The sequence below is a fragment of the Nonomuraea insulae genome (genome assembly GCF_042656245.1).
Map to the genome: position 1 here is coordinate 93,344 of NZ_JBHSPA010000036.1, position 18,437 is coordinate 111,780.

The window sequence follows — 18,437 nt, forward strand, 5'->3', positions numbered from 1 at the left end:
CCATCCGGTTTCTCCCAGCCGCACGATCTTTACTCGGTAGCATCACAGCGGGAGAACCGGGACGTGAAGGGGACGCATGGAGTCGGAGGCGCGGTTCGCGCTTCTCGGGCCGGTGTCGGCCGATGGGCCTGACGGTCCGATCGCGCTGGGCTCACCGAAGCAACGGACCGTGCTGGCCGTGCTGCTCCTCAATGCGAACCGCACGGTGTCGGACGACCGGCTCATCGCCCTGGTCTGGGGCGAGCGGGCGCCGCAGACGGCTGTCGCGCGCCTGCAGGTGTACGTCCACGAGCTGCGGACTCTGCTCGGCAAGGAGCGCATCAGCCGCGTCGGCGCCGGCTACCGCATCCACACCGGCGCGGACGAGCTCGACCTGCATCTTTTCGAGCGGTACAGAACCGTCGCACGCGCCGAGGCCGAGCAGGGCCGCCACACCGAGGCTGTGGCACGGTTACGCGCCGCGGCAGAGTTGTGGCGCGGGCCCGCGCTGACAGGGACCAGCGCCGCGCTGATCGACCAGGAACGCCCGGGCCTGGAGGACAGACGGGTCTGCGCCCTGGAGGAGTTGTACGACGCGGAGCTGGCGTCCGGGCGGCATGCCGAGATCGTCGGCGAACTTCACACGGCGGCGGCCGAACACCCCCTGCGCGAGCGGCTCCTGGGACAGCTCATGCTGGCCCTGCACCGGTGCGAGCGCCGCGCGGAAGCGCTGGCCGTGTACCGGGAGGCGAGACGGCGACTGGTCGACGAACTGGGCATCGAACCCGGCCGCGCCCTGCGCGAGTCGCACCAACGGCTCTTGCGGGACGACGAGCCTGAGCCGGCACCGCAGGCACGACCAACACCGCGACAGGAACCGAAGAGGCAGCCGGCATCGCGACAGGAACCGCAGACGCTGCCAGGACCGCGGCAGGAACGGCAGACGCGGCCGGGAACGCTGGGATTGTTTGTTGCGCGGCCGGCCGAGTTGCCCAGGAATGTGCCCGAGTTCGTCGCCCGCGAAGCCGAGCTGGCGTGGCTGGATGAGTGCCTGGGCGGCGGCGACGGCGTGTGCGTGCTGAGCGGCACGGCCGGCATGGGCAAGACGGCCCTCGCGTTGCACTGGGCGCACCGGGCCAAGGACCGCTTCCTCGACGGCCAGCTCTACATCGACCTTCGCGGCTACGATCCGGGCCACGAGCCGCTGACCACGACGGCGGCGCTGACCCGGCTGCTGGTCTCGCTCGGCGTCGATCCGGAACGGGTGCCTGACGGGTTCGAGACCCAGCTCGGCCTCTACCGTTCGCTCCTGGCGGGGCACTCGTACCTGCTGGTCCTGGACAATGCTCGCGCGGCGGCCCAGATCGAGCAGCTCCTGCCCCCGACCGGCGTGGCGCTCGTGACCAGCAGGCACCGGCTGGGCGAGCTGGTGGCGTACGCGGGCGCCAGGCAGCGCTCGCTCGGCCCGCTCTCCGACGAGGACGGCCGGGAGCTGCTGGACGGCGTGCTGGGACCGGCGGGCGACCCGGCCGAGTCGGACGCGCGCGGTGAGCTGGTGCGCGCGTGCGGTGGGCTGCCGCTCGCGCTGCGCATCGCCGCCGCGAACGCCGCCACCCGGCCGCAGGACGGCACCGCGGCGGTCGCGGCGGAGCTGGCCGCCGGCGACCCGCTGGCGGGGTTCACCGTGGACGGCGCCGAGCACAACACCGTCACCATCGCCTTCTCCGCCTCCTACCGCGTGCTCACCCCCGCCGAGCAGCGGGTCTTCCGCCTGCTCGGGCTCGTGCCCGGCCCTGATGTCACCGTGGGGGCCGCGGCGGCGGTCACCGGTCTCCCCCAGGACGCGGCGCGCGCCTCGCTCAAGGCGCTGGCCGCGGCGCACCTGATCGAACACCACCTCACCGACCGGTACCGCTTCCACGACCTGGTCCGGCTCTACGCCGTGGCGGAGGCCGGGCGCGATCCCGAGCATGGGCCGGCCTGGCATCGCCTGTTCGGCCACTATGCGGAGCTGGGCGCCGCCATCGCCGCCCAGTGCGCGCCAGGCGAGTTCCTGCTTCCAGGCCGGCAGCCGCACTCGGACACCGGCGAACGGCCGACCCCCGCCCCGCAACCACGCGCGGACACCGGTAAACGGCCGACCCCCGCCCCGCAGCCGCACTCGGACGCCGGTGAGCGGCCGGCCCCCGGGGCGGCGGATGTCATCGATCTGATGGCCGCGCTGATGCGCGCGATCACGTGCGATCCCGGTCCCGAGGTCTGGCGCCTGGCCGACATGGTTCGCGCCATCTGTGCCCGTACCGGCCGCATCGGTGAGTGGATGGAGATCGCGCCGGCCCTGCTGCAGGCCGCCTCCGCCCATGACGTGCCGGTCGTGACCGCCATGCTGCACACCGGCATGGGCGATGGCCTCTTCCGCATCGGCCGCCGTGAGGAGGCCGTCGTACACCTGGAGAAGGCGGTCCGCATCGCCCGCGACAGCGGCGGGCGGGAGGTCGAGGCGGCGGCCAGGATGGGGCTGAGCTTCGCGCGCGCGTGGACGGGTGACCTCGCCGGGGCGATGGCCGACAGCGCACGGGCCGCGCGGCTCTTCTGCGAGGTCGGCTCGGTGCCCGGCCAGATCCGGGCCCTGCACGCGCTCGGCAACCAGTACCACCACCTGGGCCGGCTCGACCTGGCCGAGGAGCACTGCAGGCAGGCGCTCGCGCTGAGCCGGCGTCACGAACTGCCCTACGCCGAGGGCGCCGATCTGCGGCAGCTGGGCGCCGTGCTCCTCGACCAGGGCCGGTACGACGAGGCGGAGACCTGCCTCCGGCGGTCGGTCGCCCTGATCACCTCGATCGGCGGCCACGGCGCGGGCACGACGCACATCTGGATCAGCCGGCTGCACTGGGAGAACGGCCGGTGGGCGCAGTCGCGGGACGAGGCGCTGCGGGCGCTCGACGTGTGCCGCGGTCAGGGTGACCGGCTGGTGGAGGCGGCGGGGCTGGTCGCGCTGGCCGACGCGGGCATCCGCCTCGGCCTGACGACGGAGGCCGCGGAGAGCCTGGACCTGGCCGACGAGCTCATCGGCGCGGGCGGCCTGAGCTGGCATCTGGCCTACGCGCTGCTCGCCCGTGCCCGGCTGCACGACGCCCGCGGCGACCACGAGGGGGCCATCGGCCACGCGCTGCGGGGACATGCCGTGGCGTCCGGGAACACCTACCAGCTTCCGGAGCTGGCCGCGCTGACGGAGCTGGCCGGGCTGGAACGGCGGCGCGGCGACCACAAGGCGGCGGCGCGCAAGGCCGGCCAGGCCCTGCGGCTGTGCAGGCAGATCGGCCACGCGCCGTGCGAGGACAAGCTCGCGCCGTTGCTGGAAGGCGCCGGATCCTGGATGGGCGCGAACGGATCAGTCGGGTAGTGTCCGGTAGTTGTGGAACGTGAGAGTGACAAGCAGGTCGAATACCGGCAGGGCCGATTCCGTACGCCGCCAGGGGCCACCGAGGTGCTCCTGGTCCGGCACGGCGAGTCGGAGCCCGCGCGTCCCGGCGAGCCGTTCCCCCTGGTGGACGGGCAGGGCGACCCGGGGCTCGCGCCCGAGGGCCGGGAGCACGCGGAGCGGGTGGCGCTGCGGCTCGCCACGGAGCGCGTCGACGCGATCTACGTGAGCTCGCTGCGGCGTACGTCCCAGACCGCCGCGCCGCTCGCCGCCCGGCTCGGCCTGACGCCGGTGATGGAGCCCGAACTGCGGGAGGTGCACCTCGGCGAGTGGGAGGGCGGCCTGTTCCGGCGCATGGTCGCGGAGGGTCACCCGACCGCCCAGCGGATGTCGGCCGAGGAGCGCTGGGACGTGATTCCGGGCGCGGAGCCCGCCGCGGCCTTCTCCGATCGCGTCGGGAAGGTGCTCGCCAAGCTGGCCGCCGCCCACCCCGACCAGCGGATCGTCGTCGTCACCCACGGCGGTGTGATCGCCGAGGCGCTGGCGGCGGCCACCGGGTCGCGGCCGTTCGCCTTCCTCGGCGCCGACAACGCGTCGGTGTCACACTTGGTGCTGACCGAGGCCCGGTGGATCCTGCGCCGCTTCAACGACACCGCGCACCTCGACCCCGCCTTCTCCACCACGGCCGCCCTGCCCACCTGACGCCTCGATCAGCTGGCGGTGCGACTCCAGCAGGCCCTCCGGGAGGTCGTCGGGGGCGCACCACCGGGCCTCCAGGATCTCCATCGGGTTCAGCCGCATCGTGCCGCCCCCGGCGTACGCGGCGGCGTACGCGACCTCGATCCTGAGCCGGAACCCGCTCCTGAGCCGCACCAGCTCCCCCACGCTCACCTCGAGCCCGGTCTCCTCCCGCACCTCGCGGACGACCGTCTGCTCGAAGGTCTCCCCCCGCTTCGCGCCGCCGGTCGGCAGCCCCCACTGCCGGTGCTCGCGCCAGAACCGGTGCCGCAGCAGCAGCACGTCGCCGTTCCCGTCGCGGACGACGCCGGTCACCCCGGCCATGAACTTGGCCTGGGACAGGTAGAGCAGCCGCCACCGCATCGGCCCGGCGATGCCGAGCCAGAGCCGGGCCATCAGTCTCTTCACGGTATTGAGAGCGTATCGAGGCGGGTGGTCCGCACGGGGGTCAGGGTGGCCGATCGCAGTTCCAGTACGGTGCCGTCCGGGTAGACCGAGGGGCGTACCTGAGGGGAGACGAACACGGGGGCGTCTTCGCGGAGCGGTAGCAGCCGCAGCTCCAGCCCGTGCTGCAGGACGTCCTCGCGGAACCGGCGCAGTCCGATCTCCCAGGCCGGGCCGTGCCAGAACTGGTCGGCCACCAGCCGGTCGCCGATGTAGGCGCGGCCCACGTCGCCGATCCAGTCCAGCCGCAGCAGCAGTTCGTCGTCCCCGGCGAAAGCCTCTTCAGGGACGGTGATCCGGTAGACGGCGGCCTGGTCGAAGTCGGCGTCGGCAGGGGCGGAGGCCCGCCCGGACACGGCGTCGATCACCGGCTGCCGTGCCGGGCCCGCCGGCTTGACGGCCTCGACCTTCACGTGCGGTGCCCGGTCCGCGGAAGCAGGCAGCGGTATGCGACCGAACACGCCGTCGGTCCGCGTCGCGAACTCCGGGGCGGGGAAGATCCGTACGCCGGAGCCGGAGACCGTCAGGTGGCCGGCGTCGATGACGGCGGGCCCGTCGCTCAGCACCAGCCGGTCGGCGTCCCAGAGCCGGCCCCGGTAGGCGGTGAGGGCTCCGGCCGAGTCCAGCACGAGGATCTCCGCCCGCCCGCCTTCGGGGTCGCTCACCCGCACCAGGCAGCCGGGCCCCGGCGTCAGCCCCGTGACCACGACGCGGTCTCCTTCGCGCCGCACCGTGGCGGGACCTTCGACCTCCGCCACCGTCGTAGCGTCGAAGACCAGCTCCACCGGGATGCCGGCGGTCTGCGTGAACACGTGCGCATCCGCCCCGACCGTGCCCATCGGCTGCGCGGTCGCCGTCAGCAGCAGGCTGCGCCCGATCGGCCGGGCGAGCGGCCAGACGAAGAACGCCCCCGACGGCACCGTCACCGGCTCGCTCGGGACGACGAGTTCCCGGCCGTTCAGCTCGACCGCGAACCGCACCCCGTGGTGGTCGGGCAGCGTCTCGACGGGCTGGTGGTTGTTGACGAACAGGAACCCCGAACGCCCGTCGGACCGCACGCACCACCGCAACGTCTCCCGGTCGGCGGTGTCGTCCGGGGCGTCCGGCGGCGTCACCGGCGCCATGGTGGCCAGGTCCGGCCCGTCGCCGGCCAGCCACAGGTGCTGCAGCCGCAGGTGATGGTAGGAGTCGCGGATCTGGCCGTACTCGCCGAGCGGGGCCTGGAAGTCGTAGTTGATCACCGGGCAGTCGTTGGGGTAGCCGGTGGCGTGCGACTCCTGCAGCGTGGACAGCTCGCCGGCCTTCTGCGAGGCGCCGTGGTAGAGGTAGTAGCCCTGCCACACCGACCCGCTGCCCAGCTTCACCAGCGCCAGCGCGGCGATGTCGGCGGCCGTCACGACGGGGCGGCGATGGTAGGAGGTGTACATGCCGCCGCCCAGCTCGCAGGTGGCGAACGGGTAGCGCGCCAGATGGCTCTCGTCGGAGCCGGCCGCCTCGGTGGAGCGCAGGTCGGCGCCGATCGAGTCGTCGTCCCTGCCGGGGCCGAAGAAGTAGTGGGCCCGGCTCTGCCGCGGCCAGCCGTCGTGCGCGGTGTCCCAGGCGGCTTCGGAATAGCCGCCGAACAGCGGGATCAGCTCGTCCGGCGGGAGTCGCGCGTGCCCCCACCCGGTGGCCGTCCACAGCGGCGCGTCGATGCCCGCCGCCTTGGCGAGGCGCTTCAGCGTGCGGAGATGTCCGGGCTGGTCGTGCAGCTCGTTCTCCACCTGTACGGCCACCACGGGACCCCCATGGCCGGCGAGCTGGGCGCCGATCTGCTCGAACAGCGGCCGGACCAGCTCCAGGTAGCGGGGATCGTCGGTACGCGGCACGCAGTCCACCCCGAGCACCCAGTCAGGGAAGCCGCCGTTGCGCGACTCCCCGTGCGCCCACGGCCCGATCCGCACCACCACGTCCAGCCCCAGTTCGGCGCACGTGGCGACAAAACGCCGCAGGTCACGGTCACCGCTCCATCCGAAGACGCCGCGCCGCTCCTCGTGCAGGTTCCAGAACACGTAGGTGGCGACCACGGTCACGCCGCCGGCCCGCACCTTCAGCAGTTCCTCCCGCCACTCCCCCGCCGGGTAACGGGCATAGTGGAACTCGCCCATGATGGGGAACCACGGCTCACCCGCCCGGCTCAGATGCCGCGAGTTCACCGTGATCTCGTGGTCGCCCAGCCGCAGATGGCCCTCCAACGGCGGAGGAACCCGGCCAGGCACCCTCAATCTCCGCACAGCCGCACCTTCCTTCATGGTCACACAATGACTTTGCACCACTCGTGTTCGACCCAGAGCCGGACCAGCTCCGCGGCGACCTGGTCCGCCACCTGTACGGCCCCGGTGAAGGAGAAGTGGGTGTCGTCGGCGCAGCCGTCGGGGTAGAGGGGATGGTGGCCGGGCTCGACGTGGGTGAACAGCGCCCTTGAGGCCTCCTCCCCCAGGCCGGCGTACAACTGCGCGGTGCTGCGCGCCAGGTCGATGCAGGGCAGGCCGCGCCGCCCGGCCAGGTCCCTGACGGCCTGCGGGTGGTCGCCGTGCGTCGGTTCCAGGCGTCCGGCGACGAAGCGCCGCCGGGCCACCGACGTGCACAGGACGGGCCGGCCGCCGCGTTCCAGGACCTCGTCACAGGCTCGTTCGAGGTTGGCGGTGTAGCCGGTCCTGGCCGCGAGGTGCGGTTGCTTCTGGTCGTTGTGTCCGAACTGCAGCAGTACGACGTCGGCGGGGCGCAGCTCGATCAGGAGCGCCGCCCACAGTCCTTCGTCGCGGTGGCTTTCCGTGGTGGCGCCGCCCTTGGCGGTGTTGAGCACGGCGACCGTGGGCGCGGGCGAGCCGAGTGCGGCGGCCAGCCGGGAGTTGAGCGGCGCGCCGAGGTGCGGGCCCCAGCCGGACATCGGCGTCTCGTGGGCCGGGCAGGCGGCCACCGTCGAGTCGCCCGCGAGCAGGACGCGTGGAGCGCCGGCCGGTCCGGTCACTGGGGCCCGTCCTCATGAAGGAGACCGAGCTGCTCGACGACGACGGGCTGCCCGGTGAGCAACGACCGGTTGGCGGCGATGCCGACGGCGACCGCCCGCAGGCCGTCGCGGTAGTCGGCGGCCCGGCCGAGGGGGTCGTCGCCGATGCGCAGGTCGCGGCGGAAGACGTCCTTGAGCAGGATGGCGTCGCCGCCGCCGTGCCCGCCGATGCCGTCGGGGATCGCCACCTCCTCGGGGCGCTGCCAGTGCCGCTGGAGGATGAGATGGTCGCCCTCGGGACGCAGCGGGTCGTGCGCCCCGAGAGGGGTGGCGGAGGGGTCGAGGACGGCGTTGCCGTCGTCGTCGAGCTCGATGAAGCCGCGTTCGACGACCTGGAGTTCGGCGCGGCCGGCGGTGCCGTTGACCGTCACGCGGTAACCCTCCCAGGGGCTGTGCGCGTTGAGCGAGTAGGTGAGCGTGGCCCCGCGCCGATAGTCGACGAGGACGGACATGTTGTCCTCGATGGTGATGCCGGGAGCGAACGGGTCCTGGTCGCGCCGGTAGCCGTCGTGCCGCTCGGCCCGCAGGTACAGAGCGTCCAGGCGGGGGTCGGCGCGCAGGTCGAGGGAGTAGGGGTCGCCGTGGGCGCCCGTGCCGCGTTCGGGGCGCTCGCGCATGCCCCGTGCGGCGGAGTTCTCCTCGCCGTAGAAGCGCAGCGCGCCCGAGGCGTACACCTTGGCGGGGGCGTCGTCGATCCACCAGTTGACCAGGTCGAAGTGGTGGCTGGCCTTGTGCACCAGGAGGCCGCCCGAGTTGGCCTTGTCGCGGTGCCAGCGGCGGAAGTAGTCGGCGCCGTGCACGGTGTCCAGCGCCCATTCGAAGTGCACGCTCGTCACCTCGCCGATCGCGCCGGAGGCGATGACCTGCCGCAGCGTGGAGTTGCGCGGCGCGTAGCGGTAGTTGAACGTCATCACCACGTCGCGACCAGTGTCGGCGACCGCCTGGGTGATGCGGCGGCATCCGTCCGCGTCCGTCGTCAGCGGCTTTTCGACGACGACGTCGGCGCCTGCCCGCAGGGCGCGGTCGACGAGTTCGGCGTGCGTGCGGTCCACACTGGTGACGATCACCGTGTCGGCCCGCTGTTCGCCGACCATCGCCTCCAGCCCCTCCGGGCCGTAGCGCGGCAGCCCGGCCGGCCCGTCCAGGCCGAGCGCGGCGCCCACCTGGGTGTCGTGGTAGTCGATACGCGCCGGGTTCGGGTCCAGCCAGGCGACGATCTCGCCCACGTCGGCGTGCTCGCCGGTCAGAGCGGCGACGTACATGCCGGCCCGGTGGCCGGTGCCGGCCACGGCGTACCGGCGGCGGGGGCGCGACGGGTCCGGGTCGGCGAACTGCGGCACGACGCCGGCGCCCGGCCTGGTGCTGGTGTGGGAGGCGGGGGCGGGGGCGGTGGGGTTCTGGTCGACAGGGTGAGTCACGAAGGTCCTTGTCTCGCTGGGCACAGGAGACAATCATCGGACGTCCCGCACATCACGGTCACTTCGGGCCCCGTGGTAGGCCCTAGTCGAGCCAGATCACGATGCCGGTCAGGCCGTTGAGCACGGCCGAGACGCCGGCCCGGACGGCGCGCCCGGCGCGCTCGGGCGTGAAGGTGGCCGGGTCGTGGGCCGAGGACATGCCCAGGCCCTCGCCGCGGAACGACGCGCCGGTCCAGTCGGCGGCGGTGACGTTCGCGGTGGGCTCGGCCAGCTCGGCGCCGATCACGAGGAACTGCTGGTCGAGGTGGCTGGCGGTGACCAGCGCCAGGGGGTCGACGAGGTCGTCGCCGGCGCTGATGACGAGGTCGGGCGAGAGGTCGATCGCGCTGCTGATGCGCTTGATGTACTCCTGCGGCGCCGCCGCCGTGACCGTCTTGAGGCTGACGTCCTCCGCTTCCGCCCACTCCGTCACGGCGTTCGCCAGCGTCGTGGTCCGGGTGTCCGACCCCGCGGTGAGCAGCACCACCCGGTAGCCCTCCGACGGGCGGACCCCGTCCCACGAGCGGGGGCGTGGCGTGATCGTGGCCTCCGGCGAGGGCGGGGTGGCGGGGTCGAAGAACCCGGGGCCGAGGGTGCCTATGGCGGTCGGCTTCTCGTGCGGCCGGGACCAGTCCTGGCCCGAGCCGCACCCGCTGATCAGTACGGCGGTCGCGACCACCGCGGGCAGGAGCCGTGAGCGCATGGGGAATCGTCCTCCGGAATGACGTGAAGTGCGCCTAATTCCTACCTCATTGCGCCCAATCTTTAGAGATGGGAGTTATTTCCGCCTGATGTGGTTCATCGATGATTCGCGCATGCGTTGGCGTTCGTTCATCTCCACCGAGCAGATTGCGGTCGTCAACCGTAGAGGAGCCACATGTTCCACGCCGCCCGGCGTCGTGTCTGTGCCGTCGTCGCCGCGGTAGCCGTGGCCGTCCTGCTCAGCGCCTTCCCCGCCCTCGCCCACGGGTTCACCTCGACCGTGTACGCGGACCTCACCTCGCCGGGAACCGGGCACGTACGCTCCGCGCTCGGGCTGGAGTACGACCTGCTCGTCGTCTCGGCCGCGGACGCGCGCAAGGACGATCCGCTCTTCCGTGCGGGCACCGCGGCGTTCGAGGCCGGCGACGCGGCGAAGCAGGCCGCCGCGCTCGACGCCCACGCCGCCTCGGTCATCGCGTACGTGACCGATCGCTTCGCCGTCACGGCCGGGGGCCGGGCGTGCGCCCCGGTCCAGGACGGCGGCTTCACGATCGAGCAGCGCGACGGCGTCCCGTACGCGCTGCTGATCCTCGACCACCGGTGCCCGCGCTCCGCGGAGGCGCACGAGGTGCGCAGCGGGTTGTTCCCGGGCTCCGAGGGTTTCGTGCGCGACACCAAGACGGTGGTCACCTACGACCTCGACCTGACCTCGGGAAGCGCCGCCCTGGACGCCGAGCGGCCGTCGTTCTCCACGCGGCAGAGCTGGGCCGAGCGGTTCTGGGAGTTCTTCAGGCTGGGAGCCGAGCACCTGCTCACCGGCCTCGACCACATCCTGTTCCTGCTGGCGCTCATCGCGGGCTCACGCCGCCTGCGCGAGATCGTGCTGGCGGCGACCACGTTCACGCTGGCCCACTCGGTGACCTTCATCCTCGCCGCCCTCGGCCTCGTACGGGTGCCGGCGGCGTTCGTGGAGCCGGTGATCGCCCTGTCGATCGCGGTCGTGGCGGGCTGGCATCTGTGGCGGCTCTGGCGGCGGCGATCGCACGCCACGGATCTTGAGAGGGCCGGTCACGGCCGCTTCGGCCTGGACCGCGCGGGCTGGACGCGGCTCGCGGTGGTCTTCTGCTTCGGCCTCGTGCACGGTCTCGGCTTCGCCGCGGCGCTGGGCATCGACCAGGCATTGTCGTGGACGCTCCTGTGGTCGCTGGTGGTGTTCAACGTGGGCATCGAGGCCGTCCAGCTCGCGATCATCATCGTCGTCTTCCCGCTGCTCGCCGTGTTGCGCCACCGCAGGCCGGTCGCGGGCCTGTGGGCGACCGGGGTGATCGCGGCGGGTGTGTCCGTGATGGGCCTGGTCTGGTTCGTGCAGCGGGTTCTCGGCGGCTGAGCGCATCACAACTTCCGCCAAGAGCAACGAACCGCCCGCCCCCGGTTCACCTGCCGGACACCGACGCCCGAAAACGTGACAAAGCTCTTCAATACCCCTTAAATGGATGGAAAACCCGATGAAGTTCGAAAATCGGTCACAGGGCGCCGGGCTGGTCCGGCGCCGGGTGGCCGTGGGCGCCACCGCCGCCGTCATGGGCCTCACCGCGGCGCTCGGCGGCGGCCTGGCGACCGCCGCACACGCCGACGGTGCCGCGACGCTCACCGGCATCATCCTCGGTGTGGGCGCCGGCGAGTCGCAGCGCGCCGTGTCCTGGTATTCCTCGACCGGCACCGCCCAGGTGGTCCAGGTCGTACCGACCTCCAAGCTGAAGCACGGCCAGTTCGACAAGCACGCCGCCACCTTCCCGGCCACCATCACCGCGAACGTGGTCAACGGCGGTTACAACGCGCACGTCACCATCGACGGCCTGAAGAAGAAGACCGCCTACTCCTACCGCGTCGGCTTCGAGGGCAACTGGTCCCCCACGTACTCCTTCAAGACGCAGGACTTCAAGGGCGACTTCGACTTCCTGTTCTTCGGCGACCCGCAGATCGGCGCGTCCGGCGACGTGGCCAAGGACGGCGCCGGATGGGCGGACACCCTGAACGTCGCCCTCGCCGCCAACCCGAAGGCCGCGCTGCTGGTCTCGGGCGGCGACCAGGTCGAGAGCGCCAACACCGAGACGCAGTGGGACGCCTTCCTCGCGCCCGACAAGCTGCGCCAGTACCCGTGGGCCGCCACCATAGGCAACCACGACGTCGGCGGCAAGGCCTACGAACAACACTTCTGGACCCCGAACACCGACCGTTCCGCGCCGTACTACAACGGCGACGCGGCGACCCGGTCGGGCGGCGACTACTGGTACGAGTACAACGACGTGCTGTTCATCGACCTCAACAGCAACGCCTACGCCAACGGCGCGGACGCCGCGCACATCGGTTACGTCACCGACGTCATCAAGAAGCACGGCGGCGACGCCAAGTACACGGTGCTCGCCTACCACCACTCGATCTACTCGCCGGCCAGCCACGCGAACGACGGCGACAACCAGCTGCGCCGCAAGGACTTCCCGACCGCCTTCTCCAAGCTCGGCGTCGACCTGGTGCTGCAGGGCCACGACCACAGCTACACCCGCAGCTACGAGATCAAGAACGGCCAGAAGGCGAACCCGAAGGAGCAGCCGGGCGCCGCCCAGGTGGCCCAGGGCCCGGGTGGTGTCATCTACGTGACGGCGAACTCCGCGTCCGGTTCCAAGTACTACGACATCACCGCCCCGGACACGACCAAGGACCCGGACTACGGCCCCGACCCGCTGAACCCCCAGAGCCACTGGGCCAACTCGGTCGAGAACCAGGAGCACGTCCGTACGTACGTGAAGGTCCAGGTCCGCCGCGACAAGCTCGTCGTGGAGAACCTGCGCAGCGGCACCTGCGCCGCCCCCAACGCCGCGATCGAGCTGGGCCAGGAGTCGTGGTGCGGCCCGGACAGCGGCGCCAGCGCCGCCCAGCCGGTCGGCTCCACCGTCGACAAGGTGGTCATCCGCCCGTACGACGACAATGGCCACCAGGGCAGGTCCGCCGAGGCCAAGCCGGCCGCGGACGAGTCCGCCTGGCTGCAGTAGAGGAACCCGGGTGGCGCCGGAACGCCCGGCGCCACCCCCACCACCTTCGTCCAGAGGATCACCGGATGCGTACGACCATCGCCCAGGCCACCGCCGTGCTGCTGCTCGGCCTCGCGGCAGTGTGGCCAGGACCCGCCGCGGCGGCGGACACCTCCTGGACGGTACGGACGGCGTCCAACGACTTCGGCGCCGACCGGCCGAACTACGGCTACACCGTCGACCCGGGCGGGCGGCTCACCGACGGCCTCGTGGTCGCCAACCCCGGCACGACGCCGCTCCACCTCGCGGTGTACACCGCCGACGCTCTCACCACCGAGGACGGCCGGCTCGACCTGGCCGCCAAGGACACCAGGCCGGCGGCGGTGGGCGCGTGGGTCCACACGGAGCGGCCCGAGGTGACGATCCCGCCGGGCGGGTCGGCCGAGGTGCCGTTCACGGTGACCCCACCGGAGGACGCCGCGCCCGGCGAGTACATGGGCGGCATCGTCACCTCGCTCGCCCAGGCCGGCGAAGCGGATACGGGCCGGCGGCTCGGCATCCGGATCCGGCTGCGGGTGGGCGGCGCGCTGAAGCCGGGCCTGTCGGTGGAGAACCCCCGGGTGCGTTACTCGGGCACGCCCAATCCGTTCGGGAAGGGGGAGGCCACCGTCACGTACACGATCCGCAACACGGGCAACGCCATCCTGACCGCCCGGCAGACGGTGTCGGTGTCCGGCCCCTTCGGCGGCCCGGGCGTCCGCGCCGGTCAGATCGGCGACTCACCCCAGCTCTTGCCGGGCGGCGCCTGGCACGTCTCCGTGCCGGTGCACGGCGTGGCTCCCGCGCTACGGCTGACGGGGACGATCAACCTCGTCCCGCTGCTCACCGACGCGGCGAACTCGATCTCCCCGCTCACCGCCGTCGAGAGCACCGCGGACACCTGGACCGTCCCCTGGACGCTGCCGCTCCTCCTCGTCGTCCTCTGCGGGCTCGTGGTCGTGAGCCGCCGCTTCTGGAAGCAGCGGCGGGTGAACGGCCAGTAGGAGTGCGGAGGGCGTCGCCACGCGCTCAGCCCTTGGTCGCGCCCCCGGTGAGGCCCTTGACGAACTGCTTCTGCAGGAACAGGTAGAAGATCAGCACCGGGATCGTGGCCAGGAACATCAGCGCGAACACGGTGCCGAAGTCGGCCTGGTACTGGCCGATGGACCGGTAGATGCCGGTGGTGATCGTCGTGCCCTGGGAGGGGCCGAGGATGACCAGCGGATCGATGAAGTCGTTCCAGATCCACACGCCGAGGAAGATCAGCACGCTGGCGGTCGCCGGGCGCAGCAGCGGGAAGACCACCCGCCAGAAGATCCGTGTCCTGGAGGCGCCGTCGATCGCCGCCGCCTCCTCCAGCTCGATCGGGATGCCGCGCAGGAAGCCGGAGAACACGAACACCCCGAACGGGATGTAGTAGCCGACGTTGAAGAGCACCAGTCCCTGCACCGTGCCCATCAGCCCGAGGAACTGCAGGACCTGGGTGATCGGCATGAGGATGACCTGTGGCGGGATCATCAGGCCGGACAGCAGCAGGAGCATGGATCATGTACAGCGGGACCACGAAGAACGCGCTGATGACCAGCGCGGTGACGGGCCGCAGCCACGGCGCTCGCGAGTCGTTCACAGGCTGATCTCCCGCCGGCTGAGGATCTTGAGCGTCACGGCGGAGGCGGCGGCGATGATGACGAGCATGACGATCGCCATCGCCGAGGCGTACCCCTGCCGGTTGGCCACGAGGCCGGTCTGCAGGATGTTGTAGGCGATCGTCGCGGTCGTCCCGGTCCCCGGGCCGCCGTGGGTGATCACCTGTACGTGGTCGAAGGTCTTGAAGGCCGAGATCAGCAGGACCACCGTGTTGATGGTCAGCGCCGGCGCCAGCAACGGCCAGGTCACCGAGCGGAAGCGGCGCACAGGACCGGCGCCGTCCATCGCCGCGGCCTCGGTGAGCTCCCTGGGCACGCCTTGGAGCCCGGCGAGATAGACCACGACGCAGAAGCCGAGCAACTGCCAGGACAGGATGACCGCGATCGAGTAGAGCGCGATGCGCGGGTCCGACAGCCAGCCCGGCGGGTCGGCGATCCCGAGCGCGCGCAGCGCCTGGTTGACCAGCCCCTGGTCGTCCAGCATGCGGGTCCACACGATGCTCACCACGACCGAGCTGAGGACCATCGGGGTGAAGAAGACCGTGCGCATCGCGTTGTAGAACCAGCTCCTGCGGTCCAGCAGGAGCGCGATGCCGAGCCCCGCCACGTTCGGCACGATGACCACGATGACGGTGAGGATCGTGGTGACGCGCAGCGAGGTGAGGAACTCCGCGTCCGTGAAGAGCACCAGGTAGTTGCGCAGGCCGACGAACCGCGTCGGCGGGTTGAACGGGTTGTGGTTGGTGAGGCTGTAGCCGAGGCTGATCAGGATGGGGGCGAGCACGAAGCAGGCGTAGACGAACAGGCCGGGCGCGCCGAAGAAGGCGAACGTCCTGATCTTCTCCGCCACCGTCCCCTGGGGCCGGCTCGCGTGTCGTCGCGTGGTCCGAGCGGGTGTCGCCTGGGTCCGCACCGCCATGGGTCAGGACACCTTCGACCACTCGTCGTCCAGCGCGGCCGTCACCTGCTCGACGGTCCTGCCTCCCGTGATGAGGTCCTGCGCCGCGGCCCGCCACTTGAGCGCGAGAGGCGTGCGCTTCATCGACCTCGACCTCAAGCGCGCCCGGTACCTCAAGCTCCAGGTGGACAGCATCTGGGCCGCGCCGTCGGCGCCCAACTTCTACCAGAAACTGAGGGTCGACGAACTCTGGGCGGGCGGGCTGTATCCGCGCCGTTGAAAGGCCGCCGGATGGTAACATTAAGGGACAAAAGGTACCTTACTTGAGCACTGGTCGTCCCCATGAGGTCGATCGCTGTTCGTCGCGGTAGGGAGACCGTCATAGTCCCCCGGAGGAAGAGTGAAGGTTCGTTACCGAGCTGCCGCGGGCGTCGCGGCCCTGACCCTGGCCGTCGCGGCCTGCAGCGGCGGGAGCGGCTCGGACAACAGGCAGCCGAGCGCCGAGCAGTCGAAGCAGGCCCAGCGGCAGATGGCCGAGACCCCGTCGTTCAGCATCAACCCCGTCCCGTACGACCAGGTCAAGGACGGCGGCACGCTGACCTTGTCGATCGGGCAGTGGCCCAGCCAGTGGAACGTCCACCACATCGACGGCAACCAGGCGGACACGGCGACGATGCTCGACCCGCTCATGCCGCAGTTGATGCTGGCCGACGAGAACGCGAGCTTCAAGGCGAACCCCGACTACGTGACCGACGTCAAGGAGGACAGGTCGTCGGGCAAGCAGGTGGTCACCTACACGCTCAACGACAAGGCCACGTGGTCGGACGGCACGCCGATCACGTGGAAGGACCTCGCGGCGGCGTGGAAGGCCGACAACGGCGAGAACAAGGGTTTCAAGACCGCCTCCACGGACGGCTGGGACAAGATCGAGTCGATCGAGAAGGGCGACTCGGACAAGGTCGCCGTCATCACCTTCGAGAAGCCGTACTCGGAGTGGCAGGGCCTGTACAACCGCGCCACCTCGCACCTCTTCCCGGCCGGGCACATGGCGACGCAGCAGGCGTTCGAGAAGGACTACCTGCAGAAGATCCCGGTGACCGCGGGGCCCTTCAAGGTGGAGTCGATCGACGAGAGCACCAAGACGCTCACCCTCGTGCGTGACGACAAGTGGTGGGGCAGCAAGCCCAAGCTCGACAAGCTCATCTTCCGTACGATCTCCGACCCGGCGGCCGAGGTGAACGCCTTCGCCAACGGCGAGCTCGACGCCGTGGAGGTCCCGAGCGGCAGCCCGGCCGACCTGAAGCGGGCCAAGGAGGTGCCGGACACGGAGATCCGCAAGGCGCTCAGCCCGAACTGGCGGCACATCACGGTCAACAACCAGAGCGAGTTCCTGAAGGACAAGCCGGTCCGCCAGGCCGTGCAGCACGCGATCGACCGCGACGTGATCACGCGGTCGAACCTGAAGGACATGGACTGGCCGATGCAGACGCTCGGCAACCACGTCTTCATGAACAACGACAAGCGCTACGCCGACAACTCCGGCGGCACCGGCACGTACGACCTGGGCAAGGCCAAGCAGCTGCTGGACACGGCCGGCTGGAAGCAGGAAGGCGAATACCGCAAGAAGGGCGGCGATGAACTGGACCTGACCATCGTCATCCCGTCGGAGATGCCTGCCTCCAAGGCGGAGGCCGAGCTGACGCAGGCCATGCTCAAGGAGGCCGGGATCAAGCTGACGATCCGCCCGGTCCCCGCCGACAAGCTCTTCACCGACTATCTCAACAAGGGCGACTTCGACCTGGCGCCGTTCGCCTGGATCGGCACGCCGCTGCCGCTGGGCTCACTGCCGCAGAAGTACAAGACCGGCTCCGAGAGCAACTACCCGAAGGCGAGCGACCCGGCCGTCGACGCCGCCATCGAGGCGGTGGTGGACGAGACAGATCCGGCCAAGGCCGCCGAACTGGCCAACGCCGCCGACAAGCTCCTCTGGGACATGGTCCACACCATCCCGCTCTACCAGCGTCCCGAGATCTGGGCGGTCAAGAAGACGCTCGCCAACTTCGGCGCCCGCGGCTACAAGTACCTGGACTGGACGACGGCCGGTTTCACCGGTTGATCTCTGAGATGGAGGCGAGTTTGTCGGGGTTGCTGACGACGTACACGTCCTGCACCCGCTCCCCGGCGGCGTCGAGGTCGAGCACCATCACCGCGTACGGCGCGTCCTGCGCGAAGATCACCACCGCGGGGTCGCCGTTGACCTGGTGGTAGCGGACATCCACGCCGCCGACGCGGCCCGTACTGGCCACGAGGGTTCTGGCGACCTTGTCCCGGCCGCGGATCGGCCGGGGCCCGCCCGCCACCGACTTGCCGCCGCCGTCGGACCACAGGGTCACCTCGGGCGCGAGCAGTTCCATCAGCGCGCCCAGATCACCGCCGAACGCGGCCTCGATGAAGCGCTCGGTCACCTCCCGATGGGTCCGCCGGTCGGTCCGGGCGCGCGGACGCCGGGCCCTTACGTGCTCGCGTGCCCGGTGGGCGAGTTGCCGGACCGCGGCGGGACTGCGGCCGAGCATGGTGGCGATCTCGGTGTGCTGGTAGGCGAACACCTCGTTCAGCACGAATACCGCCCGCTCCAGGGGGCTGAGCGTCTCCAGGACGACCAGCATCGCGATCGACACCGTCTCCGCGCGTACGGCGGGGTCGCCCGCGTCGGGACCGGTGATCAACGGTTCCGGCAGCCATGGCCCGAGGTAGGACTCCTTGCGCCTGCGCAAGGCGCTCTGGTGGGCGAGGGCCTGGTTGACCGCGACGCGCACCAGGTAGGCGCGGTGATTGCCGATCCCGTCCAGACCGCGCGCCGACCACGCCAGCCACGTCTCCTGCAGCACGTCCTCCGTGTCGGCGACGGTGCCGAGCATGTTGTAGACGATGGAGAACAACAACTCGCGGTGGTCGGCGAACACCTCTGAGGCCTCGGCCACGGGGATCTCACGCATCAGGGGGCTCCTTTCCCGGCGGACACTCCTCAGAGCTCC

Annotated in this window: 15 protein-coding genes; 7 read left to right on the forward strand and 8 right to left on the reverse strand. The window is 71.1% G+C overall.

All coding sequences use genetic code 11. The annotated features are described in order from the left end of the window. The first annotated feature begins 76 nt into the window (after positions 1–76). A complete protein-coding gene (locus ACFPZ3_RS31120) occupies positions 77–3,382 on the forward strand; it encodes an AfsR/SARP family transcriptional regulator (RefSeq protein WP_379517845.1) in 3,306 nt (1,101 codons plus the stop codon). A gap of 12 nt (positions 3,383–3,394) precedes the next feature. Continuing rightward, a complete protein-coding gene (locus tag ACFPZ3_RS31125; RefSeq protein ID WP_379517846.1) occupies positions 3,395–4,102 on the forward strand; it encodes a histidine phosphatase family protein in 708 nt (235 codons plus the stop codon). Here the strand turns inward: ACFPZ3_RS31125 and ACFPZ3_RS31130 are convergent. The 5 genes from ACFPZ3_RS31130 to ACFPZ3_RS31150 all read right to left on the reverse strand — a co-directional run bounded on the left by ACFPZ3_RS31130 (position 4,001) and on the right by ACFPZ3_RS31150 (position 9,791). Continuing rightward, on the reverse strand, positions 4,001–4,546 hold the full coding sequence (locus tag ACFPZ3_RS31130) for an NUDIX hydrolase (RefSeq protein ID WP_379517847.1): 546 nt from the start codon (positions 4,544–4,546) through the stop codon (positions 4,001–4,003). The genes ACFPZ3_RS31125 and ACFPZ3_RS31130 overlap by 102 nt on opposite strands. Further along, positions 4,543–6,855, reverse strand: a complete 2,313-nt coding sequence (locus ACFPZ3_RS31135; RefSeq protein WP_379517848.1) for a beta-galactosidase — start codon at positions 6,853–6,855, stop codon at positions 4,543–4,545. The genes ACFPZ3_RS31130 and ACFPZ3_RS31135 overlap by 4 nt, the downstream gene beginning before the upstream one ends. Before the next feature lie 20 nt (positions 6,856–6,875). Beyond that, positions 6,876–7,592 (reverse strand): rhamnogalacturonan acetylesterase, encoded by a 717-nt coding sequence (locus ACFPZ3_RS31140; protein WP_379517849.1) that lies wholly within the window; start codon positions 7,590–7,592, stop codon positions 6,876–6,878. Then, a complete protein-coding gene (locus ACFPZ3_RS31145) occupies positions 7,589–9,049 on the reverse strand; it encodes a Gfo/Idh/MocA family protein (RefSeq protein WP_379517850.1) in 1,461 nt (486 codons plus the stop codon). Before ACFPZ3_RS31145 ends, ACFPZ3_RS31140 begins: the two co-directional genes overlap by 4 nt. 82 nt (positions 9,050–9,131) lie before the next feature. Continuing rightward, on the reverse strand, positions 9,132–9,791 hold the full coding sequence (locus ACFPZ3_RS31150) for a type 1 periplasmic-binding domain-containing protein (RefSeq protein WP_379517851.1): 660 nt from the start codon (positions 9,789–9,791) through the stop codon (positions 9,132–9,134). 174 nt (positions 9,792–9,965) lie between these two features. Here ACFPZ3_RS31150 and ACFPZ3_RS31155 point away from each other — a divergent pair, with 174 nt between their 5' ends. The 3 genes from ACFPZ3_RS31155 (at position 9,966) to ACFPZ3_RS31165 (ending at position 13,862) form a co-directional block, all read left to right on the forward strand. Next, positions 9,966–11,177: a HupE/UreJ family protein gene (locus ACFPZ3_RS31155; RefSeq protein ID WP_379517852.1), complete on the forward strand. Its 1,212-nt coding sequence runs from the start codon at positions 9,966–9,968 to the stop codon at positions 11,175–11,177. 118 nt (positions 11,178–11,295) lie between these two features. Continuing rightward, a complete protein-coding gene (locus tag ACFPZ3_RS31160; protein WP_379517853.1) occupies positions 11,296–12,840 on the forward strand; it encodes a purple acid phosphatase family protein in 1,545 nt (514 codons plus the stop codon). Between the two features lie 65 nt (positions 12,841–12,905). Continuing rightward, a complete protein-coding gene (locus ACFPZ3_RS31165) occupies positions 12,906–13,862 on the forward strand; it encodes a WxL protein peptidoglycan domain-containing protein (protein WP_379517854.1) in 957 nt (318 codons plus the stop codon). A gap of 25 nt (positions 13,863–13,887) precedes the next feature. Here the strand turns inward: ACFPZ3_RS31165 and ACFPZ3_RS31170 are convergent, their stop codons facing one another. After that, the gene (locus ACFPZ3_RS31170; protein WP_379517855.1) at positions 13,888–14,400 is read right to left on the reverse strand and encodes a carbohydrate ABC transporter permease; all 513 of its coding nucleotides are present in this window, start codon (positions 14,398–14,400) and stop codon (positions 13,888–13,890) included. An 81-nt stretch (positions 14,401–14,481) separates the two neighbouring features. Continuing rightward, the gene (locus ACFPZ3_RS31175) at positions 14,482–15,423 is read right to left on the reverse strand and encodes a carbohydrate ABC transporter permease (protein ID WP_379517856.1); all 942 of its coding nucleotides are present in this window, start codon (positions 15,421–15,423) and stop codon (positions 14,482–14,484) included. 112 nt (positions 15,424–15,535) lie between these two features. Between ACFPZ3_RS31175 and ACFPZ3_RS31180 the strand changes: the two genes are divergently transcribed. Both ACFPZ3_RS31180 and ACFPZ3_RS31185 read left to right on the forward strand, forming a co-directional pair. After that, the gene (locus tag ACFPZ3_RS31180; protein WP_379517857.1) at positions 15,536–15,682 is read left to right on the forward strand and encodes a hypothetical protein; all 147 of its coding nucleotides are present in this window, start codon (positions 15,536–15,538) and stop codon (positions 15,680–15,682) included. Between the two features lie 120 nt (positions 15,683–15,802). Further along, positions 15,803–17,518: an ABC transporter family substrate-binding protein gene (locus tag ACFPZ3_RS31185; protein WP_379517858.1), complete on the forward strand. Its 1,716-nt coding sequence runs from the start codon at positions 15,803–15,805 to the stop codon at positions 17,516–17,518. Here ACFPZ3_RS31185 and sigJ read toward each other — a convergent pair. Continuing rightward, on the reverse strand, positions 17,508–18,398 hold the full coding sequence (sigJ, locus tag ACFPZ3_RS31190; RefSeq protein ID WP_379517859.1) for an RNA polymerase sigma factor SigJ: 891 nt from the start codon (positions 18,396–18,398) through the stop codon (positions 17,508–17,510). The genes ACFPZ3_RS31185 and sigJ overlap by 11 nt on opposite strands. Positions 18,399–18,437 lie beyond the last annotated feature (39 nt).